Raw genomic sequence first — 19,763 nt, 5'->3', positions numbered from 1 at the left:
GATCGAGGACCTCGGGGGATGGCATTCGGATTGCTTCCTGCCGAGCCGCGGCAGGGCGGGTACGGACCGCGCACGGATCGACCGTGGTCGCGCAAGCCGTATCGCCACCCCGCAGCCGGCTGGGGTGCGGCTGCGTCGGTTGGCCGCGTGGTGCTGCGTGAACGCGAGCCCATCGCAGGTCCGTTCGCGATGCTGAAGATGAACCACCCGATCGCAGGCTACGACTGCCCCGGGTGCGCCTGGCCCGACGATCTCGGCAACCTGAAGCTGGACATCTGCGAGAACGGCATCAAGCACGTCACCTGGGAGATGACGCGCAAGCGCGTCGAGCGGGCGTTCTTCTGGGAGCACACGGTGTCGGAGCTGGCCGACTGGACGGACTTCGAGCTGGAGGATCAGGGGCGTCTGACCGAGCCGATGGCCTACGACCCGGAGACGGATCGCTACCTTCCGATCTCCTGGGACGAGGCTTTCGCCGTAATCGGCGACGAGCTTCGGGGACTGGACAGCCCCGACGAGGCCGCGTTCTACACGTCAGGCCGACTCAGCAACGAGGCGACCTTCCTGTATCAGCTGATGGTGCGCGAGTACGGGACGAACAACCTGCCGGATTGCTCCAACATGTGCCACGAGGCGTCGGGGCGGGCGCTGAACGCCTCCATCGCGACCGGCAAGGGTACGGTCGATCTGCACGACTGGGAGCAGTGCGACGCTCTCTTCGTTCTCGGCGTCAACGCGGCCTCGAATGCCCCACGCATGCTCACGGCATTGTCGGACGCGGTTCGCAGGGGCGCGCAGGTCGTCCACGTGAACCCCCTGATCGAGGCCGGGGCCACCCGGACCATCGTCCCGCACGAGTTCGTCGACATGGCCCTGTTCAAGAGCACCGACACCGGCACGATGAACCTGCAGGTGCGTCCCGGCGGCGACCTGGCGCTCATCCGCGGCATGGCCAAGGTCCTGTTCGAGAGGTCGCAGAGCGACCCTGGCGCTCTGGACAGTGCGTTCCTCGCGCAGTATACGCAAGGCTTCGATGAGTACCGGATGCTGGTCGACGCCACCGAATGGCCTGACCTCATCCGTCAGTCGGGTCTGTCGGAGGCCCAGATCAGATCGGCGGCCGAGGTCTACCTCGCCTCTGAGCGCACGGTGATCAGCTGGTGCTTGGGCGTGAGCCAGCACGAGCACGGGGTCGACACCGTCCGCGAGATCGTGAATCTTCTGCTGCTCCGCGGGAACATCGGCCGGCCGGGCGCGGGACCCTCGCCGATCCGCGGCCACAGCAACGTGCAGGGCAACCGCACGTGCGGCATCGACCATCGGCCGCCGGCCTGGACCGACCGTCTCGCCGAGGTGTGCGAGATCGACCCGCCACGGCATCCGGGACTCGACACCGTCAAGACGATCCGCGGCATGAACGACGGTTCCGTGAAGGTGTTCGTCGGAATGGGCGGGAATTTCGTGCTGGCGGCGCCGGACACCGCCTTCACCGCGGAGGGCCTGCGCCGTTGCCGGCTCACGGTGCAGGTGAGCACCAAGCTGAACCGCAGCCATCTGGTTCACGGTGAGAAGGCGCTGATCCTGCCCTGCCTCGGGCGCACCGAGCGCGATGAGCAGTCCGGCGGCCTGCAAGGGGTGACGGTCGAGGACGCCATGAGCATGGTGCATCTGTCGATGGGACGCAAGCAGCCGGCATCCGCCTATCTCCTGTCGGAGCCCGCGATCATCGCCGGGATGGCGAAAGCGACCCTGCCGGACACGCGCACGCCCTGGGACGAGTATGTCGCCGACTACGATCGCATCCGCGACGTGATGGCCCAGGTGCTCCCCGGGTTCGAGGGCTTCAACCGTCTCGTCCGCGATCGGCACGGGTTCCGGATCCCGCAGGGGGCGAGGGAGAGGGAATTCGGGACCGACTCGGGCCGGGCCGAGTTCTCCCACGCACCGCTGCCCGATGTGATCCCTGCCGCGGCCGACACCCTCGTGCTGCAGACCATGCGCTCGCACGATCAGTGGAACACGACGATCTACTCGAACGACGATCGCTATCGCGGGGTCAAGAACATCCGCGAGCTCATCTTCATGCACACCGACGACATGAGCGAGCGCGGAATCGCGGAGGGCGATCCGGTCGACATCGTCTCGACGTCGAAAGACGGTTCCACGCGTGCGGTACGCGGGTTCCGGGCGGTCGCGTACGACCTGCCTCGAGGCAGCGCCGCCGGCTACATGCCGGAGATGAACGTGCTCATCGGTCACCGAGATTTCAGCGCTCAGAGCGATCAGCCGCTCATGAAGAGCCTTCAGGTGACCGTGTCGCCTTCGCGCTGACGACGTCGCAGTCCGTCAGCCCGTGGTCGTGCGGGTGCTGGTTCCGCATTCGCCGATGAAGCCGAGGTAGCACACCGCTTCGTGGGTCTCTGCGGGCGTGTAGTCGTTGTTCGACACCTCGCGGGTGGCGCGCTCGGCCGTCTGATGCAGTCCTCCGTACCCGCCGAGCGTCTCCACGTAGTAACCCTCGCCGTCCTGCGCCTTCATCTGCTCGATCATGTCGGCGTAGTCCGTGCAGACGGCGGACCCGCTGTCGGTCAGGCTGACACCGCTGCACGCGGCGTTGTACGAGGCCACGTACAGGTTGGTGCAGTCCGTCCAGTCCTGGTTCACCCAGCACGGGTTGATCTCGTCCATCGTGACGTCGTACAGCCCGGTGTCGTACTCCTCGGTGTGGAAGGTCTCCGGATGCTCGGGCACGTCGATCGCCGTCCAGTGGCGGGCCGTGGCGAATGCGAAGACCACCGTGCCGATGACGGCGAGGATCAGCACGAGCAGAATCGACAGGATCACCCACAGGGCGGTGTGCTTCTTCTTCGGGGGAGCGGGAGCCATAGACGAGGCGAAGTCGGGATAGGACGTGGTCGCGGTCGGGAGTCCCGTGGGCTGCGCGGCATAGGGGTCGGAGATCGGCACGGTGGGCTGATCGACGGAGGCCCCTGGGTAGGGCGCGGGCGCGATGACGTATTCCGCGGGCGGGGCGGATGCCGGTTGCGTCGACAGCCAATACGAGTACCAGGCCTGCGCGGTCGCCGCCTCCGCGTAGACGGCGTGCGCTTCAGCGTCGGTCAGGTGGATGCCCATCGCAGCCCGCTGGTCGGCGTTCAGCAGCGAACCCTGGAACTCCTCGAAAGACATGGCCATAGACAGGATGATTCCAGACCCGCGGGCCTGGGGAAAGCGAGCATGTCGGCGGCATCCGCAAGAATGCACTGGTGGTCGGTATGAGGAGCTTCTGGAACGCCCTGCCTGCAGAGGGGCGGTGGCTGCTGTCGACGGTGGCGGTGCAGACGCTCGGACGAGGCATGACTCTGCCCTTCACGATCATCTACCTGCATGAAGTGCGCGGGTTCGATCTGGGATTCTCCGGTGCGCTCATGAGCCTCATCGCGATCACCGGGCTGATCGTCACAGGGCCGGGAGGCACCCTGATCGACCGCATCGGCGCCAGACGCGTGCTGATCGCGGGGTTGATCGCGATGATCGCGGGTTGCGTCCTGCTCGCCTTCGCCACGCATCCGCTCGTCGCGACGGTCGCCGTCATGCTGATCGGCGTGAACTTCGGCGTCTCCTGGCCCGGCTTCAACGCCCTCATCGCGACCGTGGTCGACGGCGAGGTCCGCCAGCAGTACTTCGGCGTGAACTTCGCCCTGGTGAACCTCGGCATCGGCATCGGAGGGGTGATCGGCGGCTTTTTCGTGAACGTCGACGATCCGAGCACCTTCACGACCATCTTCCTGATCGACGCCGTCACGTGCCTGGTGCCGCTCGGCCTGCTGCTCGGACCTCTCCGGCACGTCCGCACGCAGCCAGACGAAGCGGACACACCAGCCGAGCATGGCGGGTACCGCGAGATCCTCCGCCGTCCGGTCGTGCTCTGGATCACGGCTCTCACGTTCCTCTCGGTCTTCATGGGCTACGGCCAGATGGAGGCGGGTTTCCCGGCCTTCGCGCGACAGGTCGCCGAGGTGTCCACGCAGGTCGTCGGCATCTCGTTCGCCGTCAACACCGCGGTGATCGTGCTGCTGCAGTTCGCCGTCTTGAAGCTCATCACCGGGCGGCGGCGCACCCGTGTCATGCAGCTCATGGCTGTGATCTGGGCCGCGTCGTGGCTCCTGCTGGGCGGCGCGGGACTGCTTCCCGGCACGCTCGCCGCGGCTGTCGGCGTCATCGCGTACATGGGCGTGTTCGCGTTCGGTGAGACGATGCTGCAGCCGACGGTTCCGGCGATCTACAACGACCTCGCCACCGATGCCACGCGAGGGCGCTACAACGCGATCAACTCCGCCGCGTTCCAAGGAGGAGCGATCACGGGACCGCTCGTGGCAGGCGTGATGCTGGGCGAGGGGCTCGGCGGGTGGTTCATCGCGGCGATGGTCGCCGGTGCGGTCCTCGTCTGCGTACTCGCTCTCGTGCTCGAGCGCGTCCTCGATCCCGCCGCGAACGGCGTCGCCGTTCAGGTCTGATTCGCGGGGCGACGCTGCCGGGCTTCGCGGCACGACGGCATGCATCTCCATCGTTCGGATGATGGATAGGGATGCGCCGCCGCATAGGCTTCGGGCATGCCGTTCGAATCGCTGTTCCTCCGTCTCGATCGCATCGCGGGCGGACGCCAGGCCGGGTATGCGATCGACGAGGAATCCCGACGGCATCCGAAGACCCGCCGTTCCTTCCGGTGGATACTCTGGCTGCTGGTGGCCGAGCTGGTGCTCGGAATCGGCGCCGTCGTGGTCGCACTGATTCTCGCCGCCGGAGGCGACACTGTGCCGTTCAGCGTCTGGATGCGTACGGTCGTCGTGCTCGGCATGACCGCCACGCTGTTCTACTTCGCCTGGCGCGCCTCGCTCGGGTGGCGCTGGGCCTACGTGCGGCTGCGCCTGTTCGCGCAGATCTTCCCGGTCATCACGCTCGTGCTCGCCGCGATCCCCGGACTGTACCCCGTGTGGATGGTCACCGAGCAGATCGTCTTCAGCCTCATCATGATCGGCATCGCCGACTTTCTCACCAGCGATCACATGCGAGCGGTGTTCGCCGCGCCCGCGGGCCCGCGGCCTTAGCAGGTGGTGCTCGCACGCGCCACTCCCTCCACATCCGAAGACCGACGAGGAAGAGTCGTCGATGATGTGAGGAGGGGGCGATGATGAGCCTGGTGCGGGTGATCCCCGGAGAGGACCTCGGCTTCCGCCGTGTGCGCTCCGGATCCGGCTTCCGTTACGTCGACGAAGACGGGCAGGCCGTCTCGGCGGCTGACCGCGAGCGGATCCAGGACCTGGTGATCCCGCCTCGGTGGACGGACGTGTGGATAGCCGCGGATCCGCTGGCTCACATCCAGGCGGTGGGCACGGACGATGCGGGCCGTCGGCAATACCTCTACCACCCGCTCTGGCGGGTGCGCAGAGACCGCCGGAAGTTCTCGCGAGCCCTGCGCCTGGCCGAGGCGTTGCCGACGGCGAGGCGGCGAGCGACCAGGAGCCTGCGGGCAGACGGACTCACCAGGGAGCGCGCTCTGGCACTCGCGTTCAGGCTGCTCGACGATGCCGCGTTGCGGGTCGGATCCGAGCGATACCTCGTCCGCCATGGAAGCCGGGGATTGACCACCCTGCAGCGGCGAGACGTCCGCGTCGATGGGCCGTCGGTCTCGTTGTGCTTCCCCGCGAAAAGCGGACGGACGGCGTCGGTCGAGGTGACCGACGCCGTCCTCGCCGACGCGATCGCCGACTTCGCAGCGGGATCGCCGAGGGCGCCGTTGCTCGCCTACCGAAAGGGCCGTCGGCGAGTGCGGATCACCCCGGCAGAGGTGAATTCGTATCTGCGCGAGCTCACGGGGGCGTCGTATTCGGCGAAGGATTTCCGCACGCTGCACGGCACCATCCTCGCCGCCGATGCGCTCGCCCGCATCGGACCTATGCAGGCGCGGCAGGATCGCCGGCGGGCCGAGCGGCTGGCGGTGCAGGCGACGGCATCGGGTCTCGGCAACACGACGGCGGTCGCGCGGGGGAGCTACATCGATCCGCGTGTGTTCCGCGAGTACGCGCGCGGTCGGACGCTCGATCTCTCGGTGTCGCCGGAGACGGCGATCCGCAGACTTCTGGGATGACAGGAGCCGGCCGTCGCACAGGGCGACGACCGGCTCGAAGGCTGGAGGATGCGCCTCAGCCCTCGTGCGGGTAGGTGTAGAAGCCTTCGCCGGTGGCGACGCCCAGCTTGCCCTTGTCGATGTACTGCTCCTTGAGCAGATCGGCGAACTTCTGCTGCTTCTCGTCGCCCATGCGCGAGATGTTGTACGCGGTCGTGAGGCCGACGATGTCGTAGATCTCGAACGGGCCCTTCGGCGCCCCGGTGCCGATGCGCCAGGTCGCGTCGATGGCCGCAGGCTCCGCGATGCCGTCGACGAGCAGCTCGGCGCCGGCCTGGAGGAACGGCACGAGAAGCGAGTTCAACAGGTAGCCGGCCTTCTCCTTCTTGATCTCGATCGGAACCATGCCGATCTGCGCGGCGAACTCGACGACCTCGGAGTAGACGGCGGGGTCTGTGGCGGGTGTGCCCATGACCTCGGCCGTGTTGTGCGACCAGATCTCGTTGGCGAAGTGAAGGGCGAGGAATCGGTCGGGGCGACCCGTCGCGTCGACGATGTCGCTCGGCAGGAGCGTCGACGTGTTGGTGGCGAAGATCGTCTTCGCCGGTGCGACCTCGGCGAGGGTGCGATAGATCCCCTGCTTGAGCGCGAGGTTCTCCGGGACGGCCTCGATGATCAGGTTCGCGTCAGAGGCGGCGTCGGCGAGGTCATGCGTGAGCCGGATGCGGCTGATCGCCGATTCCGCTCCACCGTCGGCAGCGCCTGCGACGCCGTCGGCGGTGTATCGCGCGGCGAGTCCCCGGAACCGTTCGGACGCGCGCTCGAGCGCCGCCTGGTCGATGTCGTATGCGACGACGTCGAAGCCGTGGAAGGCGGTCTGGAACGCGATCTGCGATCCGAGGACGCCGGTGCCGAGAACGGTGATGTTCTTCATTTCTCTTCCTTCTGTGTTGACCTTGTGGGTCGGGTTCCTTCTTCGCCAGCACGGTCGAAGCGGTCGAGATCGTGCGCGAACCGAGCGACCTCGGCATCCGACCATGCGGTGAGGTGCGTCTCGATGACGTCCTGCAGTGCATCGAGCGTGCCGCGGTAGGCGGCGGCCCCCGCGGGCGTCAGCTCAAGCGGGCGCCCGCGTCCGGTTCCGGCATCCGTTTCGCAGACGATGCCGAGAGCGGTGAGGCCCGCGAGCTGACGCGACACCGTGGAGCGGTTGAGGCGGAACATCCTCGCGATGTCGGTGGAGCGGATGCCGGGCTGCTCGGCGATCGCCATCACGATCGACTGGTCGGTCACCGAGAGCGGCGCGTCGCCGAAGCGGGCGTCGACGAGGCCGCGTCGTGAGATGGCGACCAGCGAGCGGAGTACGGTTTCGCTGTCCGTGCGTCGTGTGCCCATTCTTGCCTCCTGTTGCTTTATGCAACACTACGCCCGACTGTTGCATTCCGCAACAGACGGGCGTGCGAGGTGAGCGTCACGGTCGTGCGAGGGGAGTGAGGGGCGCGGATGACAGGATGGAGGCATGGACACAGCCAACCTCACCCGTGAGGAGACCGCGGCGCGATCCGCTACGGTCTCCGTGCGCAGCATCCGCGTCGAACTCGACCTGACCGGAGCTCCCGAACGTGCCCGCACGGGTTTCCCGACGACGACCACGCTCGAGTTCGATGCGATCGAGGCGGAGACGTGGCTCGACTTCATAGGCGAATCCGTCGAGAGCGTCACGGTCAACGGTGAAGAGGCTCCCGTCGTCTACGACGGCGCACGGATCATGCTGACAGGACTGAGGGGGTCGAACGTCGTCGTCGTGTCGGCGACCGGTGCATACAGCCGATCGGGCGAGGGCATGCATCGCTTCCACGATCCGGCCGATGACCAGACGTACCTCTACACGCAGTACGAGCCTGCCGACTCGCGACGAGTCATGGCCTGCTTCGAGCAGCCGGATATGAAGGCGGCGTACACCTTCGTCGTGGATGCGCCGGCCGGGTGGGAGGTGCTGTCCAACCAGACGCCCGTCAAGATCGATGCGGGTGTCGGTGTACAGCGGGTCGAGTTCGCACCGACGCTGCCGATCTCCAGCTACATCACGAGCGTCGCAGCCGGCCCCTACTCCCGTGTCGACGGTCTCTGGGAGCGCGAAGAGCAGCGCGTGGAACTGAAGGTCTTCGCAAGGCGCTCGCTGGCGCAGCACCTCGAAGCCGACGAGATCCTCGAGATCACACGGCAGGGGCTCGACTTCTTCACGGATGCCTTCGCCTACCCGTACCCCTGGGGAAAGTACGACCAGATCTTCGTCCCCGAGTACAACCTCGGCGCCATGGAGAACCCAGGGCTGGTCACCTTCACCGAGGCCTATCTGTCACGGGGAGCAGCGACGGAGGCGCAACGCGCCGCCCGTGCGAACACGATCCTGCACGAGATGGCGCATATGTGGTTCGGCGACCTCGTGACGATGAAGTGGTGGGACGACCTGTGGTTGAAGGAATCGTTCGCGGACTACATGGGCGCACACGCCTCGGCGGACGCGACGCGATTCCGCGACGCCTGGGTGAAGTTCGCCGCGAGCCGCAAGGCGTGGGCCTACAAGCAGGATCAGCTGCCGACCACGCATCCGATCGTCGCGGACATCACCGACCTGGAGGCGGCGAAGCTCAACTTCGACGGGATCACCTACGCCAAGGGCGCGGCCGTGCTCAAGCAGTTGGTCGCGTTCGTCGGCGACGAGGCGTTCTTCGAAGGGGCGCGCAGGTACTTCGCGGCGAACGCCTTCGGCAACACGACCCTCGAGGACTTCCTCGTGCAGCTCAGCGAGGTGTCGGGGCGGGACATGAGCGGCTGGTCGCAAGCCTGGCTCCAGACGTCGGGCGTGTCGACTCTGTGGCTCGAAGAGGGCCGCGTGATCGTACAGAGCGATCCCCGTCCACACCGTCTGCGCGTCGGTCTCTACGGATGGACCGAGGGGCGGCTCGTGCGCCAGTCGCAGGTCGCGGTGGACATCACCGACGAACGCACCGAGGTGGAGCTGCCTGACGCGGCCCTCGTGCTGCTCAACGATGACGACCTGACCTATGCCAAGGTCCGGCTGGACGCGCGATCCCTCGAGACCGCGGCGTCGTCGCTGTCGTCGATCGACGACCCGCTCGCACGAGCGCTCGTCTGGTCGTCGCTGTGGAACTCGACCCGCGACGGCGAACTCGACGCCGTGCGCTTCCTCGAGATCGCTCAGGCGCATGCTCCTGCGGAATCGAACATCGGCCTGCTCGTCGACGTCCTCGGCAACGCGGCGTTCGCCCTGCGGCACTTCGTGGTGTCCGAAGCTCAGAGCACAGCCCAGCGCGCGTGGCTCGACTGCGCATGGAACGCCCTGCAATCGGCTGACGCCGGAAGCGACGCGCAGCTGTCGTGGGCGCGCGCGGTGGCGACGGCATCCGCCTTCGACGATGCACGCCACCTCGAGATCAGGGCCATGCTCGACGATGAGGCGCCCGCGGGGCTGACCGTCGACCCCGACCTGCGGTGGCAGCTGCTCACTGCTCTCGTGACGACGGGGCACGCCTCGACGGACGACATCGCGGCCGAGGCCCAGCGCGACGACACCGGCAGTGGACGCACCGCCGCCAGGCGCGCCGCAGCATCACGCCCGCTCGCGACGGTGCGCGCCGAGGCGTGGGATGCCGCCTGGAACGATCTCACGCTCAGCAACGACCATCTGGACGCCTCCATCGCCGGGTTCCGTGCGGGCGGGCGTCGCGACCTGATCGCGGGCTTCGACGCGGAGTACTTCGAGCGGATCGCCGATGCCTGGCGCACGCGCAGTATCGAGCTCGCTCAGCGTCTCGTCGTCGGGCTCTTTCCTGCAGCCGATTCGCTCGCGCCCGTCGACGCCTGGCTCGCGGCTCATGACGACGCCCCTGCGGCGCTGCGGCGCATCGTCATCGAGCAGCGCGATCAGCTCGCGAGGGATCTGCGGGTGCGAGGTGCTGCCAGGCATCCCGCCGCCGCTGGTCGTTGACGCTGCGTTTCGTCTCGCTCCGCTCGCTCAACGACCCGCGGCTTGGACGCGCATCACCTCGATGCGGGGAGGGCGAGCTCGGCTGCGGTGCTCGTCCCGATCTCGCGGTACTCGGGCAGGTCGTCGCTCTGCGTCAGGAAGACGAGGGTGAGGTAAGCGGCCCAGGCGCGGGCACGCGTCCATGTCGTGCCGTCGTAGCGATCGTGCGTCGCGTCGCGGAACGCCGATCGACCCGCCCGGTCGAACAGCAGCCAATGCGCGGCGAGGTCGTAAGCGGGGTCGCCGGCTGTGACGTCGCCGAAGTCGATCAGGGCCGCGAGGTGCGTGTCGCGCACGAGGACGTTTCCGGGATGCACGTCGCCGTGGATCCAGACCCGCTCGGTCGAGAGGGGTGCGGCCAGGCCTGCTGCCCATGCATCGTGCAGGGCCGGCTGGTCGCGGAACTGCGCGAGCCGCTCCCGCATCACTCCGTCGCGCGTCACCAAGGGGTTGCCGCGGAAGGGATTCGGCGGGGCGTCATCCGGCGCCGGACGGTGGATGGCGCCGAGCGCGCGGGCGAGATCTGCAGCCCAGACGCCGTTGTCTTCTCTCGACATGCCGAGCGAGCGTTCGCCTGAGAACCACGGGGTCACAGACCACGGCCACGGGAAACTCGACGTCGGCTGGCCGTTCACGACGGGCACCGGGGAGAGCACGCCGAGCTCGGCCAGCCAAGGCCCTATGACCGGTAGTGCGCGCTGTTCGTGCCGGATCAGCGGTGCCGCCACGTCGCGGCGGGGGATCCGTACGGCCAGGTCATCGCCGAGCCTCCAGATCGCGTTGTCCCAGCCTTCGGCGACGAGACACAGGGGCAGTTCGACGAGATCCGGTGCGGCGGCGCGCAGAAGCGCGCGGACATCGGACTCGGAAGCCGAGTGTTCGGCGGCGGGGGAGTCCGCCATTCTCAGATGTCGAGCGATTCGCCCGGCTCAAGCACGAAGAACTCGCCGCCGTTCTGCTCCGTCGCCCACTGGAGACGCTGCCGATGCATGGTCTTCCCTGCGATCGACAATGTCATGTCGTGAGTCCCGAACGAACGACGTGGCTTGACGGCGAGCACGTAGTCCATGGCGTCGCCGATCTTGAGCCAGGGTGCGCCCAGCGGGGCGGCGAGCGTGCCGACCTCGACCTCGTCGGGCAGGGCGTAGGAGTCGCCCGGATAGTAGAACTCGTCGTTCACGAGCACGCCGACGTTCTCGATGACAGGGATCGACGAGTGGATCACCGCATGCAGGCCGCCGAAGAACCGCAGCGTGAACGCGCCGGCCTGCACAGTATCGCCGGGGGAGACGACGGTGATCTCGTACCCGTCGGCCGCGCCGGCCACCCCGGACGGCGCGTAGATCGGCGTGCCGGGTGCTGCTCGCAGGATGCGGTCGAGATGCTCAGGGGTCCAGTGGTCGGGATGCTCGTGCGTGATCACCACGGCGACGAGACCGCTGAGGTCGTCGATCGGCGATGTGAACGAACCCGGATCGATCAGCAGAGTGTCGCCTCCTTCGTCGATGCGGAGGGCGGCATGTTCGAACTTCGTGACGCGCATGCGATGAGTCAACTCCTGATTCGCCGCAGGAGCAAACCCCGTCTGCTGCGCCACGCCCGGGATCCTGCGTCCGCCCGCGCCGATTTGGCGAGGTATGAAATCGCATGTCATACTTTATGAGTTGTCGCGGAACGGAAACGCTCTGCAAGACTTGGCCCCATCGTATAGCGGCCTAGTACGCCGCCCTCTCACGGCGGTAACGCGGGTTCGAATCCCGCTGGGGTCACACAACACACGAAAGCCCTCGGTTCGCCGAGGGCTTTCGTCGTCTCCGACGCGGTCTCAGGGCTCCCACTCGACGGCGACGGGTTCGAAGCGGAACGGCCCCGGGCACTGCCCGAACACGCCCTCCGGTTCCATCTCGATCGGAATCTCGTACGTGCCGTCGACCAGGACCTCGCTCGACGTCGCGGCGACGACGCGAAGAGAGCGGATCTCTCCGGCGGCGATGCTGCCTGCCGGGAGGTAGGGCGCCTCCTGAGGCACCTTCCAGTCGCCCGATGCGGCGACTGCGGCGGCGGGAGTGCATTCCTCGCCGAAGCAGGAGGCCACGGTCGCTGCCGGAGGAAGAACGGGCGCGAACCTGATGACGGCGGGACCGTCGTAGCTGTATCCCACGGCAGGGCAGGCGTTCATCGCGCACCCCGAGGCGGGCAGCAGCGCGGCAAGCACCAGAACGGGAGTCGTCCACCGTGCCTGCCGCCGTCGGTTCATGCCGACACGCTATCGCGCCCCGCCACGGGAGCGCACGGCGCCCACCTCATCCGACGTGGAACGTTCTCATCCGACGTGGAACGTTCCGATCCGCGTCGTGCCGTCGCTCTCGAACACGGGGATGTCCCACCCGCTCGGATAGTCCCGTTCGCGCTCCTCCTGCCAGGCGAGCGCTTCCTCCGGATCCGACGGCTGAGATGCGTGCTCGGGGCTGAACGCGTTGAGCTCTCCGGATCGCGCGTAGCCGAGCACCGCTTCCCCCTCGGGTGAGACTCCGCTGACGAGAACCAGATCGGGCACGCCATCGGGCCCCCCGTCGAGACCGTAGGTCTGGCCGGCGGCGTTCCTCTTCAGATGCGTCGGCGTCATGTTGAGGTACTGGAACGACACGGTCGCGGTCAGGCCGTCCGCCGGTGTGACGAAGAACGTTCCGGTGGTGTCGTCCAGCGGAAAGTCGTACCAGGTCGTGTCGCCGGGCCCGCCGATGTCGCCCCTGTTGAACGTGGCGCGAGGGTTGTTGCCGTCGGCATCCGTTCCCCAGCTGATGGAGCCGGGCGTCAACGCGGTGACGGTGACGCGGACGTGCGTCACGCCGTCGGGCCGTGCTGCGAGCGGATACTCGGTCGGGGCCGCGACCGAGAGCGCGGAGGGTGCGCCGATGAGCGAGATCAGCGGCGCTCCGGGCGTCGTTCCCGGTGGTGCCTCGAGGGCGTCGGGGAGATCCGGCTGAGGCTGACTGCTCGGCTGGGCGATGGTAGGCGTGACGAAGCCGCCCGTCGCCGCGAAAGCTGCTGTCGAGGCGCCCGCACCCGTGAGGATGCCGATCAGCAGCAACCCGGCGACCAGCCCCGGGCGGGTTCGCCTCGGCGCCGACGCGGCCACGTCCTCGATCAGCAGCAGCCTGATCGCGGCCGATCGCTCGGCGTTGAACTGTGCGCTCATGTGATCTCTCCTTCCAGGATCGGCGCGGATTCCGCGGTCTTCACGGGTTCCGCCGCGTCGGAGATACGTCGTCGGAGACGGGACAGGCGCATCTTCGCGGCGGACTCGCCGATGCCCAGAGCCAGTGCGGCTTCTCGGACGGTGAGCCCGTCGAGCACGGTCAATGCGAGCAGGACGCGGTCGTCGGGGCGTGCGGCGTCGAGCACCTCGCGCACAGCTCGGGTCAGCGGTGTCCCGTCGGCCACGAGGTCGGCCGGGTCGGGAGCGTGCTCCGCCGCCGGGACCCGGGAGAGCAGCGCTCGGTGCCGTCGCCTCGCCCGCGCGGCGTTGCGGTGCACGTTGTGCGCGGTCACGAGCAACCAGGGCAGCAGCGAGGCGTCGACGAATCGCACCTGGCGACGCCTGCGCCACAGCTCGAGGAAGGTCATTGCGGACAGATCCTCGGCGTCCGTCGGCTCACTCCGAAGGGAGATCAGTGCGCGGAACACACGATCGCGGTGTCGATCCCAGATCAGGGCGAAGGCGCGGGCGTCGCCGTCCAGCACGCGCCGCCAGATCTCCTCGTCGCTCGACTGCTCCATATCAGGGAATGTCCGGACCGCCCGAGAAGGTCACATCTTCTTCGATCCGGTCAGCCACAGCGAGGCGAGGGTGCAGACGAGCGCGATGAGGGCGAGCGGGAAATCGAGCCCGTATGCCGTGATCGCGATCGTCGGGGCGATGAACAGGACGACGGCCGCTGACGTCGCGGTGGTCGACGAGAAGCGTTGGATGCCCGGCTTCGGCGCCGTCTCGAAGCGGACCAGCCACAGAGACAGCACCCAGACCGTCGCGAGCACGAGCAGGAGGAACAGCGGTCTCGTCCACCACCACGTGGCGCTCCCCGGGGCGGGCAAAGGCCACGGCAGCATCAACTCGATGCCGATGAGCACCATGATCACCGGCAGGTGCCACAGGTAGATCGTCATCAGCCGGGAGCCGATCACGAACACCGCGCCCTGCGCGCTCCGGGTGCGCATAAGTGCTGCGAGGGGACGGTGCAGCAGGGTGAGAGCGGATGCCTGCACCACCGCCAGCACGGCCATCGTCGCGGTCGGCGGCCACTGATTGCCCAGCATGCTCCACGAATAGCCGCCGAGGGAGACCTGGCCCCACAGCACCAGATAGCCCGCAGCGACGAGTCCGACGAGTTGCGACCACGTCCGTTTCGCGAACCAGCCGTCGAAGAGGAAGAATCCGACCTGTTGAGCGAACAGCCAGACGAAGGCGATGTTGGGGATGCCGAACAGCTCCTGCCCGAGGCCGTAGCCGGTGGACGGCACGGCGTCGATCCCGAGCACGCTCCCGACGAACAAGAACCGGAAAGCGTCGACGGCGACCGCGGCAGCGAACAGCCAGAGCAGCACCCAGCCGCGGTATCGCGCGTGCAGGCGCATCATCAGCGGCGCAGCCGCCTGCACGATCATGTAGGCGGCGAGGAACCAGAGCGGCGACCCCACGCCGATCGCGACGGTGTCGACGAACGCGGGATCGAGACGGAGGAGACGGCAGACGCCGAGCGCCAGCGTGAAGAACGCGAACAGCGGCACCGCGGGGCGTGCGAGCCGAGCGAGGCGCACCCGCACGAAGGCGTCTGCAGAGTCTCCGCGAGCGACGGTGGAACGCCAGCCCGCTCGGGCGGCGTAGCCGCCCACGACGAAGAACAACGGCATGATGTTGGCGAACCACGTCGCAGCGGTGAACCACGGCTGCGATTCCACCGTCCGTTCGATGAGCAGTGATCCGTCAGCGGCGCGGCCGACTCCTGTGAACAGAATGTGCACGAACACGACCAGGACGACGCATGCGACGCGAGCGAGATCGAGGGTGAGGTCGCGGTCCGCGGGTGCAGATCGGGGCTTCGAGGAGAGGGCGGCGCTGCTCATGCCGATCACTCTAGTGACGCCATCCGCCCGCTCCGGCTCCATCGCACGCAGAAGAGGGAGACTACGTACGCAGAGCCATCGCGCGGAACATCGGGTTGCGCAGGGGGAGCACCATCAGCGCCATCATCGCGCCGCCGAAGATCGCGAACGGAACCCACAGAGCGGTGGCGGTCGCCAGCGCTCCGAACGCCGCCATCGCGAGCGGCATCAGACAGTCGTCGCCGAGACGGGTGAGGGATCCCATGCGCCCCAGATAGGCGGTGTCGACCGTGGCCGAGAACGTGGCGCTCAGCAGCACGGACGCGAATCCGGCCGTGCAGCCGATCACGAACGCGGACGCGGCCACCGTCCAGATCGGGCCGACGCCGAGGGCGACGATCGCCGCCCCCTGCACGACGAGTGCCCGGAAGCCGCCTATCGCCTCGTGCCGTGGTCGCCAGCGGGCCACGCACACCGCGCCGAGTGCGGCGCCGAGACCCAGCAGCGCTTCGAACAGCCCGACCGCCTGCGCTCCCCAGCCCTCGTCGTGCGCACGCAGCGCGAGTCCGATGCCGACGGCGGGGCCGACGGCGAGGTTGAGCCCGGACAAAGCGATCACGAGTGTCCGCGTCGTCGGCTCCTCTCGCAGGTGCGCGAACCCTCGTCCGATGCCGCGCAGCGCCGACTCCTTCGGAGCCCTCGCGAGGACGAACCGCGGGCGCAGCCAGATGGCGATGAACGCGACGACCACGACGAAGGTCAGTGCGTTCGCAGAGGCGCTTCCGCTCAGGCCCAGATACGCCACGAGCACGCCGCCTGCGGCCGATCCCGCCATGGTTCCCAGCCGGGACGCGGTCTGTGCGACGGCGCCGTAGGAGGGAAGGTCGGACGCCCTCACGAGCTGCCGGGCGATCGTGCCCGCCGAGGGCTCGTAGAAGGCGTCGCACACGCCGAACGCGACCGCGGCCACGAGCAGCACGATCACGCTGGGCGGAGCGGCCAGCACCCATAGGGCCACGCCGATCAGCACGCCGATGCGCAGCACGTTGAACAGCAGCATGATCCGCCGCGGATCGGCTCGATCCGCGATCACGCCGCCCCACAGCAGCACGATCGCGCGCGGCACGGTGCCGGCGGCGACGATGAGCCCAGCGACGGCCGGGGAGGCGATCTGCACGGCCGTCCAGGCGAGAGCGATCGTCCAGAGGGCGTCGCCGGCATCGGAGAGAGCCTTCACGGCGATCCAGGCGTGCACGCGCACGTCCCGTCGGAAGACGGGAGGCTCGGTGATCAGGGTGGGTTCGGTGATGGCCATCACGGCTCCGAAGGGAACGCGTGGGCGAAGAAGAAGACGGGCGCGCGTTCGGTCCCGTCTTCGGCGTCGATGGACGCGTTCCACTCGTTCAGCGTCGTGAGCAGACGTGCCGAGAGGTCGCGCAGTTCATCTGGCGACGCCCAGGCCGTGGTCTCGGTGTTGAACGCGTCGTAGTCGGAGTACGGGGAGTCGCTATTGCGTCGATGCCAGCGCTGGAGCCGCTCGATCTGCATGCGGATGCCCTGGCGCTGCGCCTCTCGGGCGAGCAGGGCATCGGCGGGGGAGTCGGCGAAGTCGTCGGTCGACCAGGTCATGCCGCGGCGAGCGAGGCGCCACCAACTGGTGCGCCGGTCGCCGTTCGGATCCTCGACGCGCTCGACGACACCGGGACGTTCGAGCATCCGCAGGTGGTGGCTGACGCTGCCGACCTGGCTGTCGAGGGCGCGTGCGAGGGCACCCACCTGCGTCGTGCCGTACAGGTGCAGGTAGTCGACGATCCGCCGTCTCAGCGGGTGGTGGATCGCGGTGATCAAAGAGATGTCTTCCACGGGAGTACACGCTAGAAGCGATTCCCCTATTGGACAAGAGTTCTTGTATACCCCGGAAAATCAACGAAAGAGCCCGCCCCGAGTGCATCGGGACGGGCTCTTTCGGTGCGATCAGATCTCTTGCGACGCCTTCGCTGCGCGTCGGATGCGACGGGAGCGCCGGATCAGCCAGATCACGAGGACGATGACGGCGACCACGGCTGCCCACGGGATGATGAAGCCGAGGGCGATCACGAGGGCGTTCAACGAGACGATCAGGCCCTGCCATCCGGCAGCGAGCCCGTCGCCGAACCCCGCGGGATCGGCGCTCGGCGCGTCCGCGCTCGACAGCTGCACCTGCAAAGTCGACATGGAGACCTGATCTTCGAGCGCGCTGAGCTGCTGCTGGTACGACTGCAGCTCGGCCTGGCGATCGGTCAGAGCGACTTCCGCCTCGATCAGCTCCGACACCGAGCCCGATTGTGCCATCAGCTCGGTCAGTCGCTGGACCGAGGCGGTGAGGGCGTCGACGCGCGCCTTCAGGTCGATCGACGTCGAAGTCACGTCCTGCCGGGCGATGGAGGAGGAGATGACGTCGCCGGTCTCGGTGAGCCCGTCGATCACCGCGGGAAGATCGGATGCCGGAACGCGGACGCTGATCCAGCCGTAGCCGCTGTCTGTGGCGACGCGATCGCCGGTGTCGTACACCGACGCGCTCTTTCCGATATCGGTGCTCTCCGCGAAGCCGCCATGGGCCTCGGCGAGTGCGGTGATCTCGGCCACCGCATCCGCGACGTCGTCGACCTCGACGGTCGCGTTCGCCGTCGAGATGATCTCGCGATCCGTTCCAGCATCCGCGCTCTGGAGAGCACTGTCGGACGCCGCCCCCGGTGCGATCTCCGAGCTCTCCGCGGCACCTCGGTCGCTCATCTCCGGCGCGGAGCCGTCCACTCCCGAGGGAGCGCCGCCCACGGCCGTGTACGAGCCCGATCCGCCCACAGACGAGAGGATCGGCGGAGTCACCAGCACTCCGACGACGAACGCCGCAGCGATGCCGGCGCCCGTCAGCCAGCCGCGTCGCCGCGCGCGGGCGCGTTCGGCGACTCTGGCCGGGGGCCGTTCGCTGTCGATCTCGTCGAACACGGCCGATTCGATGCGGGCGATCGCGGCGTCCGACAGATCGGGGAGTTCTGGGGTGGGGGTCTTGTCGGTCATGCCTCGCTCGCTTCCTTGACGGCACCGCGCAAGCGCGTGCGCACTCGAGAGAGACGGTTCCGAACGACGGCGTGGCTGATGCCGAGTTCCTCTGCGGCCGCCTGATACGCGTAGCCCTCGGCGGCGCACAGTCGGAAGATCTCGCGATCGAGTGCGGTCATGGTGCCCACTTCGGCGGCGATACGCTCGGCGAGGTCTGTCGTGATGACCTGGTCCTCGACGCTGATCGTCGACGGGATGGTCTCGTCGGCGGCATCCGCTGTGTTCGCCTGATCGCGCCTGCGCTGGCGAAGCCGATTGGCCGCCTGGAAGCGGCAGATCGTCGCCAGCCACGGCAGGATCGACTCACCCTGCAGTTCGAAGCCGCGCAGCTTGCGCCATGCGGCGACGAAGGTCTCCTGCGTCACATCCTCGGCGTCGGGGGCGGACCCCAGGATGCCGTGGGCGATCCAGTAGACCGGCCGGACGTATGCGCGGTACAGCTCGCGGAAGGCGCTCTCGTCGCCTGCCGCGGCCTTGGCCGCCCATTTCTGATCACTCGTCTGTGCGGGCATCGTTCTTCCGTTCGGTGTCTCTCACCCGGAAAGTGTCGACGGACGACTGATCGTCTCAGAATCAGTGCGCCGCGGCGTGAGCGGCCTTCGCCGTGCTCTGCGACATCTTGTCGATCCACGCGAGCGCGAGAGCAGAGACGATGAAGACCATGTGGATCATGACCTGCCAGAACACGCCGGTGGGGGTGTAGCTGCCAAGGCCCTGCGTCTCGCTCTCGGGAATGCCGTTCGCATCCATGTTGCCGACCGCGATGAACGTCTTGAGCAGGTGGATCGAGGAGATGCCGATGATCGCCATCGCTAGCTTGACCTTGAGGACGTTGGCGTTCACGTGCGACAGCCACTCGGGCTGATCCGGATGGCCGTCGGTGTTGATGCGCGAGACGAAGGTCTCGTAGCCGCCGATGATGACCATGATCAGGAGGTTCGCGATCATCACCACGTCGATGAGGCCGAGCACCGAGAGCATGATGGTCGCCTCTTGGATGTGGGTGATGTCTCCGAACACGTCCTCGGCGATCAGGTGCCACAACTCCACCATGAAGACCACGACGTAGACGAGCTGCGCGACGATCAGTCCGATGTACAGCGGGGCCTGCAGCCAGCGGCTGACGAAGATCAGCGAGGCGATCGAGCGCGCCCAGGAGTTCTGGGGCGGGGCTTCGAGCGGGGCGATGCCGTGTGCGGCGTTGTCAGGATGCGAAGTCGGTGTCACGCGACCATTTCACCATGCCGGTCCTGCTCCGGTAGCATTGGTGACGCGAGAGGGAGTATCCCGGATCCGCGCGTAACGTCATCACGAGCATCGACTGAGCTGCTCCGGGCGCGCGACGCACACTTGTGCGGGGGAGAGACTTTCGGTTCATTTCCG

At 67.7% G+C, this 19,763-nt stretch carries 19 protein-coding genes and 1 tRNA gene; 6 read left to right on the top strand and 14 right to left on the bottom strand.

Annotated features, from left to right (window positions below; all coding sequences use genetic code 11):
- Positions 1 to 18: 18 nt before the first annotated feature.
- Positions 19 to 2,331, top strand: a complete 2,313-nt coding sequence (locus ACI3KT_RS04535) for an FdhF/YdeP family oxidoreductase (protein WP_292904062.1) — start codon at positions 19 to 21, stop codon at positions 2,329 to 2,331.
- 15 nt (positions 2,332 to 2,346) lie between these two features.
- Here the strand turns inward: ACI3KT_RS04535 and ACI3KT_RS04530 are convergent, their stop codons facing one another.
- Positions 2,347 to 3,195: a hypothetical protein gene (locus tag ACI3KT_RS04530; protein WP_404902780.1), complete on the bottom strand. Its 849-nt coding sequence runs from the start codon at positions 3,193 to 3,195 to the stop codon at positions 2,347 to 2,349.
- 80 nt (positions 3,196 to 3,275) lie between these two features.
- On the opposite strand from ACI3KT_RS04530, the gene ACI3KT_RS04525 reads away from it, so the two are divergent.
- The 3 genes from ACI3KT_RS04525 (at position 3,276) to ACI3KT_RS04515 (ending at position 6,148) form a co-directional block, all read left to right on the top strand.
- Entirely contained in the window at positions 3,276 to 4,517 is a 1,242-nt protein-coding gene (locus ACI3KT_RS04525) for an MFS transporter (RefSeq protein WP_404902871.1), read from the top strand.
- Positions 4,518 to 4,613: 96 nt separating this feature from the next.
- Positions 4,614 to 5,108 carry a hypothetical protein gene (locus tag ACI3KT_RS04520; protein WP_404902778.1) on the top strand — a complete coding sequence of 165 codons (495 nt, stop codon included), beginning with the start codon at positions 4,614 to 4,616 and terminating at the stop codon, positions 5,106 to 5,108.
- A gap of 80 nt (positions 5,109 to 5,188) precedes the next feature.
- Positions 5,189 to 6,148, top strand: a complete 960-nt coding sequence (locus tag ACI3KT_RS04515) for a DNA topoisomerase IB (protein WP_292904056.1) — start codon at positions 5,189 to 5,191, stop codon at positions 6,146 to 6,148.
- A gap of 55 nt (positions 6,149 to 6,203) precedes the next feature.
- Here the strand turns inward: ACI3KT_RS04515 and ACI3KT_RS04510 are convergent, their stop codons facing one another.
- Both ACI3KT_RS04510 and ACI3KT_RS04505 read right to left on the bottom strand, forming a co-directional pair.
- Positions 6,204 to 7,061, bottom strand: a complete 858-nt coding sequence (locus tag ACI3KT_RS04510; protein ID WP_404902776.1) for a 3-hydroxyacyl-CoA dehydrogenase — start codon at positions 7,059 to 7,061, stop codon at positions 6,204 to 6,206.
- Positions 7,058 to 7,522 (bottom strand): MarR family winged helix-turn-helix transcriptional regulator, encoded by a 465-nt coding sequence (locus tag ACI3KT_RS04505; RefSeq protein ID WP_292904052.1) that lies wholly within the window; start codon positions 7,520 to 7,522, stop codon positions 7,058 to 7,060. The genes ACI3KT_RS04510 and ACI3KT_RS04505 overlap by 4 nt, the downstream gene beginning before the upstream one ends.
- A 124-nt stretch (positions 7,523 to 7,646) precedes the next feature.
- Between ACI3KT_RS04505 and pepN the strand changes: the two genes are divergently transcribed.
- Positions 7,647 to 10,139, top strand: coding sequence for an aminopeptidase N (gene pepN, locus ACI3KT_RS04500; protein WP_404902775.1), 2,493 nt, complete (start codon positions 7,647 to 7,649; stop codon positions 10,137 to 10,139).
- A 53-nt stretch (positions 10,140 to 10,192) separates the two neighbouring features.
- Here the strand turns inward: pepN and ACI3KT_RS04495 are convergent, their stop codons facing one another.
- Both ACI3KT_RS04495 and ACI3KT_RS04490 read right to left on the bottom strand, forming a co-directional pair.
- On the bottom strand, positions 10,193 to 11,080 hold the full coding sequence (locus ACI3KT_RS04495; protein ID WP_292904048.1) for an aminoglycoside phosphotransferase family protein: 888 nt from the start codon (positions 11,078 to 11,080) through the stop codon (positions 10,193 to 10,195).
- A gap of 2 nt (positions 11,081 to 11,082) precedes the next feature.
- Positions 11,083 to 11,721 carry an MBL fold metallo-hydrolase gene (locus tag ACI3KT_RS04490; RefSeq protein WP_292904046.1) on the bottom strand — a complete coding sequence of 213 codons (639 nt, stop codon included), beginning with the start codon at positions 11,719 to 11,721 and terminating at the stop codon, positions 11,083 to 11,085.
- Positions 11,722 to 11,874: 153 nt separating this feature from the next.
- On the opposite strand from ACI3KT_RS04490, the gene ACI3KT_RS04485 reads away from it, so the two are divergent.
- A tRNA-Glu gene (locus ACI3KT_RS04485) sits at positions 11,875 to 11,947 on the top strand.
- Positions 11,948 to 12,003: 56 nt separating this feature from the next.
- On the opposite strand, the gene ACI3KT_RS04480 is transcribed toward ACI3KT_RS04485, so the two are convergent.
- The 9 genes from ACI3KT_RS04480 to ACI3KT_RS04440 all read right to left on the bottom strand — a co-directional run bounded on the left by ACI3KT_RS04480 (position 12,004) and on the right by ACI3KT_RS04440 (position 19,607).
- The gene (locus ACI3KT_RS04480; protein WP_292904044.1) at positions 12,004 to 12,435 is read right to left on the bottom strand and encodes a hypothetical protein; all 432 of its coding nucleotides are present in this window, start codon (positions 12,433 to 12,435) and stop codon (positions 12,004 to 12,006) included.
- A 66-nt stretch (positions 12,436 to 12,501) separates the two neighbouring features.
- The gene (locus tag ACI3KT_RS04475; RefSeq protein WP_404902773.1) at positions 12,502 to 13,377 is read right to left on the bottom strand and encodes a hypothetical protein; all 876 of its coding nucleotides are present in this window, start codon (positions 13,375 to 13,377) and stop codon (positions 12,502 to 12,504) included.
- The gene (locus tag ACI3KT_RS04470) at positions 13,374 to 13,958 is read right to left on the bottom strand and encodes an RNA polymerase sigma factor (protein WP_404902772.1); all 585 of its coding nucleotides are present in this window, start codon (positions 13,956 to 13,958) and stop codon (positions 13,374 to 13,376) included. Before ACI3KT_RS04470 ends, ACI3KT_RS04475 begins: the two co-directional genes overlap by 4 nt.
- 30 nt (positions 13,959 to 13,988) lie before the next feature.
- Positions 13,989 to 15,302 (bottom strand): acyltransferase family protein, encoded by a 1,314-nt coding sequence (locus ACI3KT_RS04465; RefSeq protein ID WP_404902770.1) that lies wholly within the window; start codon positions 15,300 to 15,302, stop codon positions 13,989 to 13,991.
- A 61-nt stretch (positions 15,303 to 15,363) separates the two neighbouring features.
- Entirely contained in the window at positions 15,364 to 16,596 is a 1,233-nt protein-coding gene (locus ACI3KT_RS04460) for an MFS transporter (RefSeq protein ID WP_404902768.1), read from the bottom strand.
- Entirely contained in the window at positions 16,596 to 17,144 is a 549-nt protein-coding gene (locus tag ACI3KT_RS04455) for an ArsR/SmtB family transcription factor (protein WP_404902767.1), read from the bottom strand. The genes ACI3KT_RS04460 and ACI3KT_RS04455 overlap by 1 nt, the downstream gene beginning before the upstream one ends.
- A gap of 111 nt (positions 17,145 to 17,255) precedes the next feature.
- Positions 17,256 to 18,338, bottom strand: a complete 1,083-nt coding sequence (locus ACI3KT_RS04450; protein WP_292910121.1) for a DUF4349 domain-containing protein — start codon at positions 18,336 to 18,338, stop codon at positions 17,256 to 17,258.
- Positions 18,335 to 18,892: an RNA polymerase sigma factor gene (locus ACI3KT_RS04445; protein ID WP_292910119.1), complete on the bottom strand. Its 558-nt coding sequence runs from the start codon at positions 18,890 to 18,892 to the stop codon at positions 18,335 to 18,337. The genes ACI3KT_RS04450 and ACI3KT_RS04445 overlap by 4 nt, the downstream gene beginning before the upstream one ends.
- A 61-nt stretch (positions 18,893 to 18,953) precedes the next feature.
- Positions 18,954 to 19,607, bottom strand: a complete 654-nt coding sequence (locus ACI3KT_RS04440; RefSeq protein ID WP_292910117.1) for a TIGR00645 family protein — start codon at positions 19,605 to 19,607, stop codon at positions 18,954 to 18,956.
- Positions 19,608 to 19,763: the final 156 nt, after the last annotated feature.

Source organism: Microbacterium sp. ZW T6_19 (genome assembly GCF_044987465.1).
Taxonomy (GTDB): domain Bacteria; phylum Actinomycetota; class Actinomycetes; order Actinomycetales; family Microbacteriaceae; genus Microbacterium; species Microbacterium natoriense_A.
Note: the sequence above shows the minus strand (reverse complement) of the source record. Positions and strands in the feature narration are given on the sequence as shown.

Excerpts from the sequence above, each read along its gene's own strand:
- ACI3KT_RS04450 (WP_292910121.1), bottom strand. The coding sequence starts at position 18,338 with ATGACCGACAAGACCCCCACCCCAGAACTCCCCGATCTGTCGGACGCC.
- ACI3KT_RS04520 (WP_404902778.1), top strand. The coding sequence starts at position 4,614 with ATGCCGTTCGAATCGCTGTTCCTCCGTCTCGATCGCATCGCGGGCGGA.
- ACI3KT_RS04490 (WP_292904046.1), bottom strand. The coding sequence starts at position 11,721 with ATGCGCGTCACGAAGTTCGAACATGCCGCCCTCCGCATCGACGAAGGA.
- ACI3KT_RS04475 (WP_404902773.1), bottom strand. The coding sequence starts at position 13,377 with ATGAGCGCACAGTTCAACGCCGAGCGATCGGCCGCGATCAGGCTGCTG.
- pepN (WP_404902775.1), top strand. The coding sequence starts at position 7,647 with ATGGACACAGCCAACCTCACCCGTGAGGAGACCGCGGCGCGATCCGCT.
- ACI3KT_RS04505 (WP_292904052.1), bottom strand. The coding sequence starts at position 7,522 with ATGGGCACACGACGCACGGACAGCGAAACCGTACTCCGCTCGCTGGTC.
- ACI3KT_RS04480 (WP_292904044.1), bottom strand. The coding sequence starts at position 12,435 with ATGAACCGACGGCGGCAGGCACGGTGGACGACTCCCGTTCTGGTGCTT.
- ACI3KT_RS04470 (WP_404902772.1), bottom strand. The coding sequence starts at position 13,958 with ATGGAGCAGTCGAGCGACGAGGAGATCTGGCGGCGCGTGCTGGACGGC.
- ACI3KT_RS04445 (WP_292910119.1), bottom strand. The coding sequence starts at position 18,892 with ATGCCCGCACAGACGAGTGATCAGAAATGGGCGGCCAAGGCCGCGGCA.
- ACI3KT_RS04530 (WP_404902780.1), bottom strand. The coding sequence starts at position 3,195 with ATGGCCATGTCTTTCGAGGAGTTCCAGGGTTCGCTGCTGAACGCCGAC.
- ACI3KT_RS04525 (WP_404902871.1), top strand. The coding sequence starts at position 3,276 with ATGAGGAGCTTCTGGAACGCCCTGCCTGCAGAGGGGCGGTGGCTGCTG.
- ACI3KT_RS04495 (WP_292904048.1), bottom strand. The coding sequence starts at position 11,080 with ATGGCGGACTCCCCCGCCGCCGAACACTCGGCTTCCGAGTCCGATGTC.
- ACI3KT_RS04460 (WP_404902768.1), bottom strand. The coding sequence starts at position 16,596 with ATGGCCATCACCGAACCCACCCTGATCACCGAGCCTCCCGTCTTCCGA.
- ACI3KT_RS04535 (WP_292904062.1), top strand. The coding sequence starts at position 19 with ATGGCATTCGGATTGCTTCCTGCCGAGCCGCGGCAGGGCGGGTACGGA.
- ACI3KT_RS04515 (WP_292904056.1), top strand. The coding sequence starts at position 5,189 with ATGATGAGCCTGGTGCGGGTGATCCCCGGAGAGGACCTCGGCTTCCGC.
- ACI3KT_RS04465 (WP_404902770.1), bottom strand. The coding sequence starts at position 15,302 with ATGAGCAGCGCCGCCCTCTCCTCGAAGCCCCGATCTGCACCCGCGGAC.
- ACI3KT_RS04510 (WP_404902776.1), bottom strand. The coding sequence starts at position 7,061 with ATGAAGAACATCACCGTTCTCGGCACCGGCGTCCTCGGATCGCAGATC.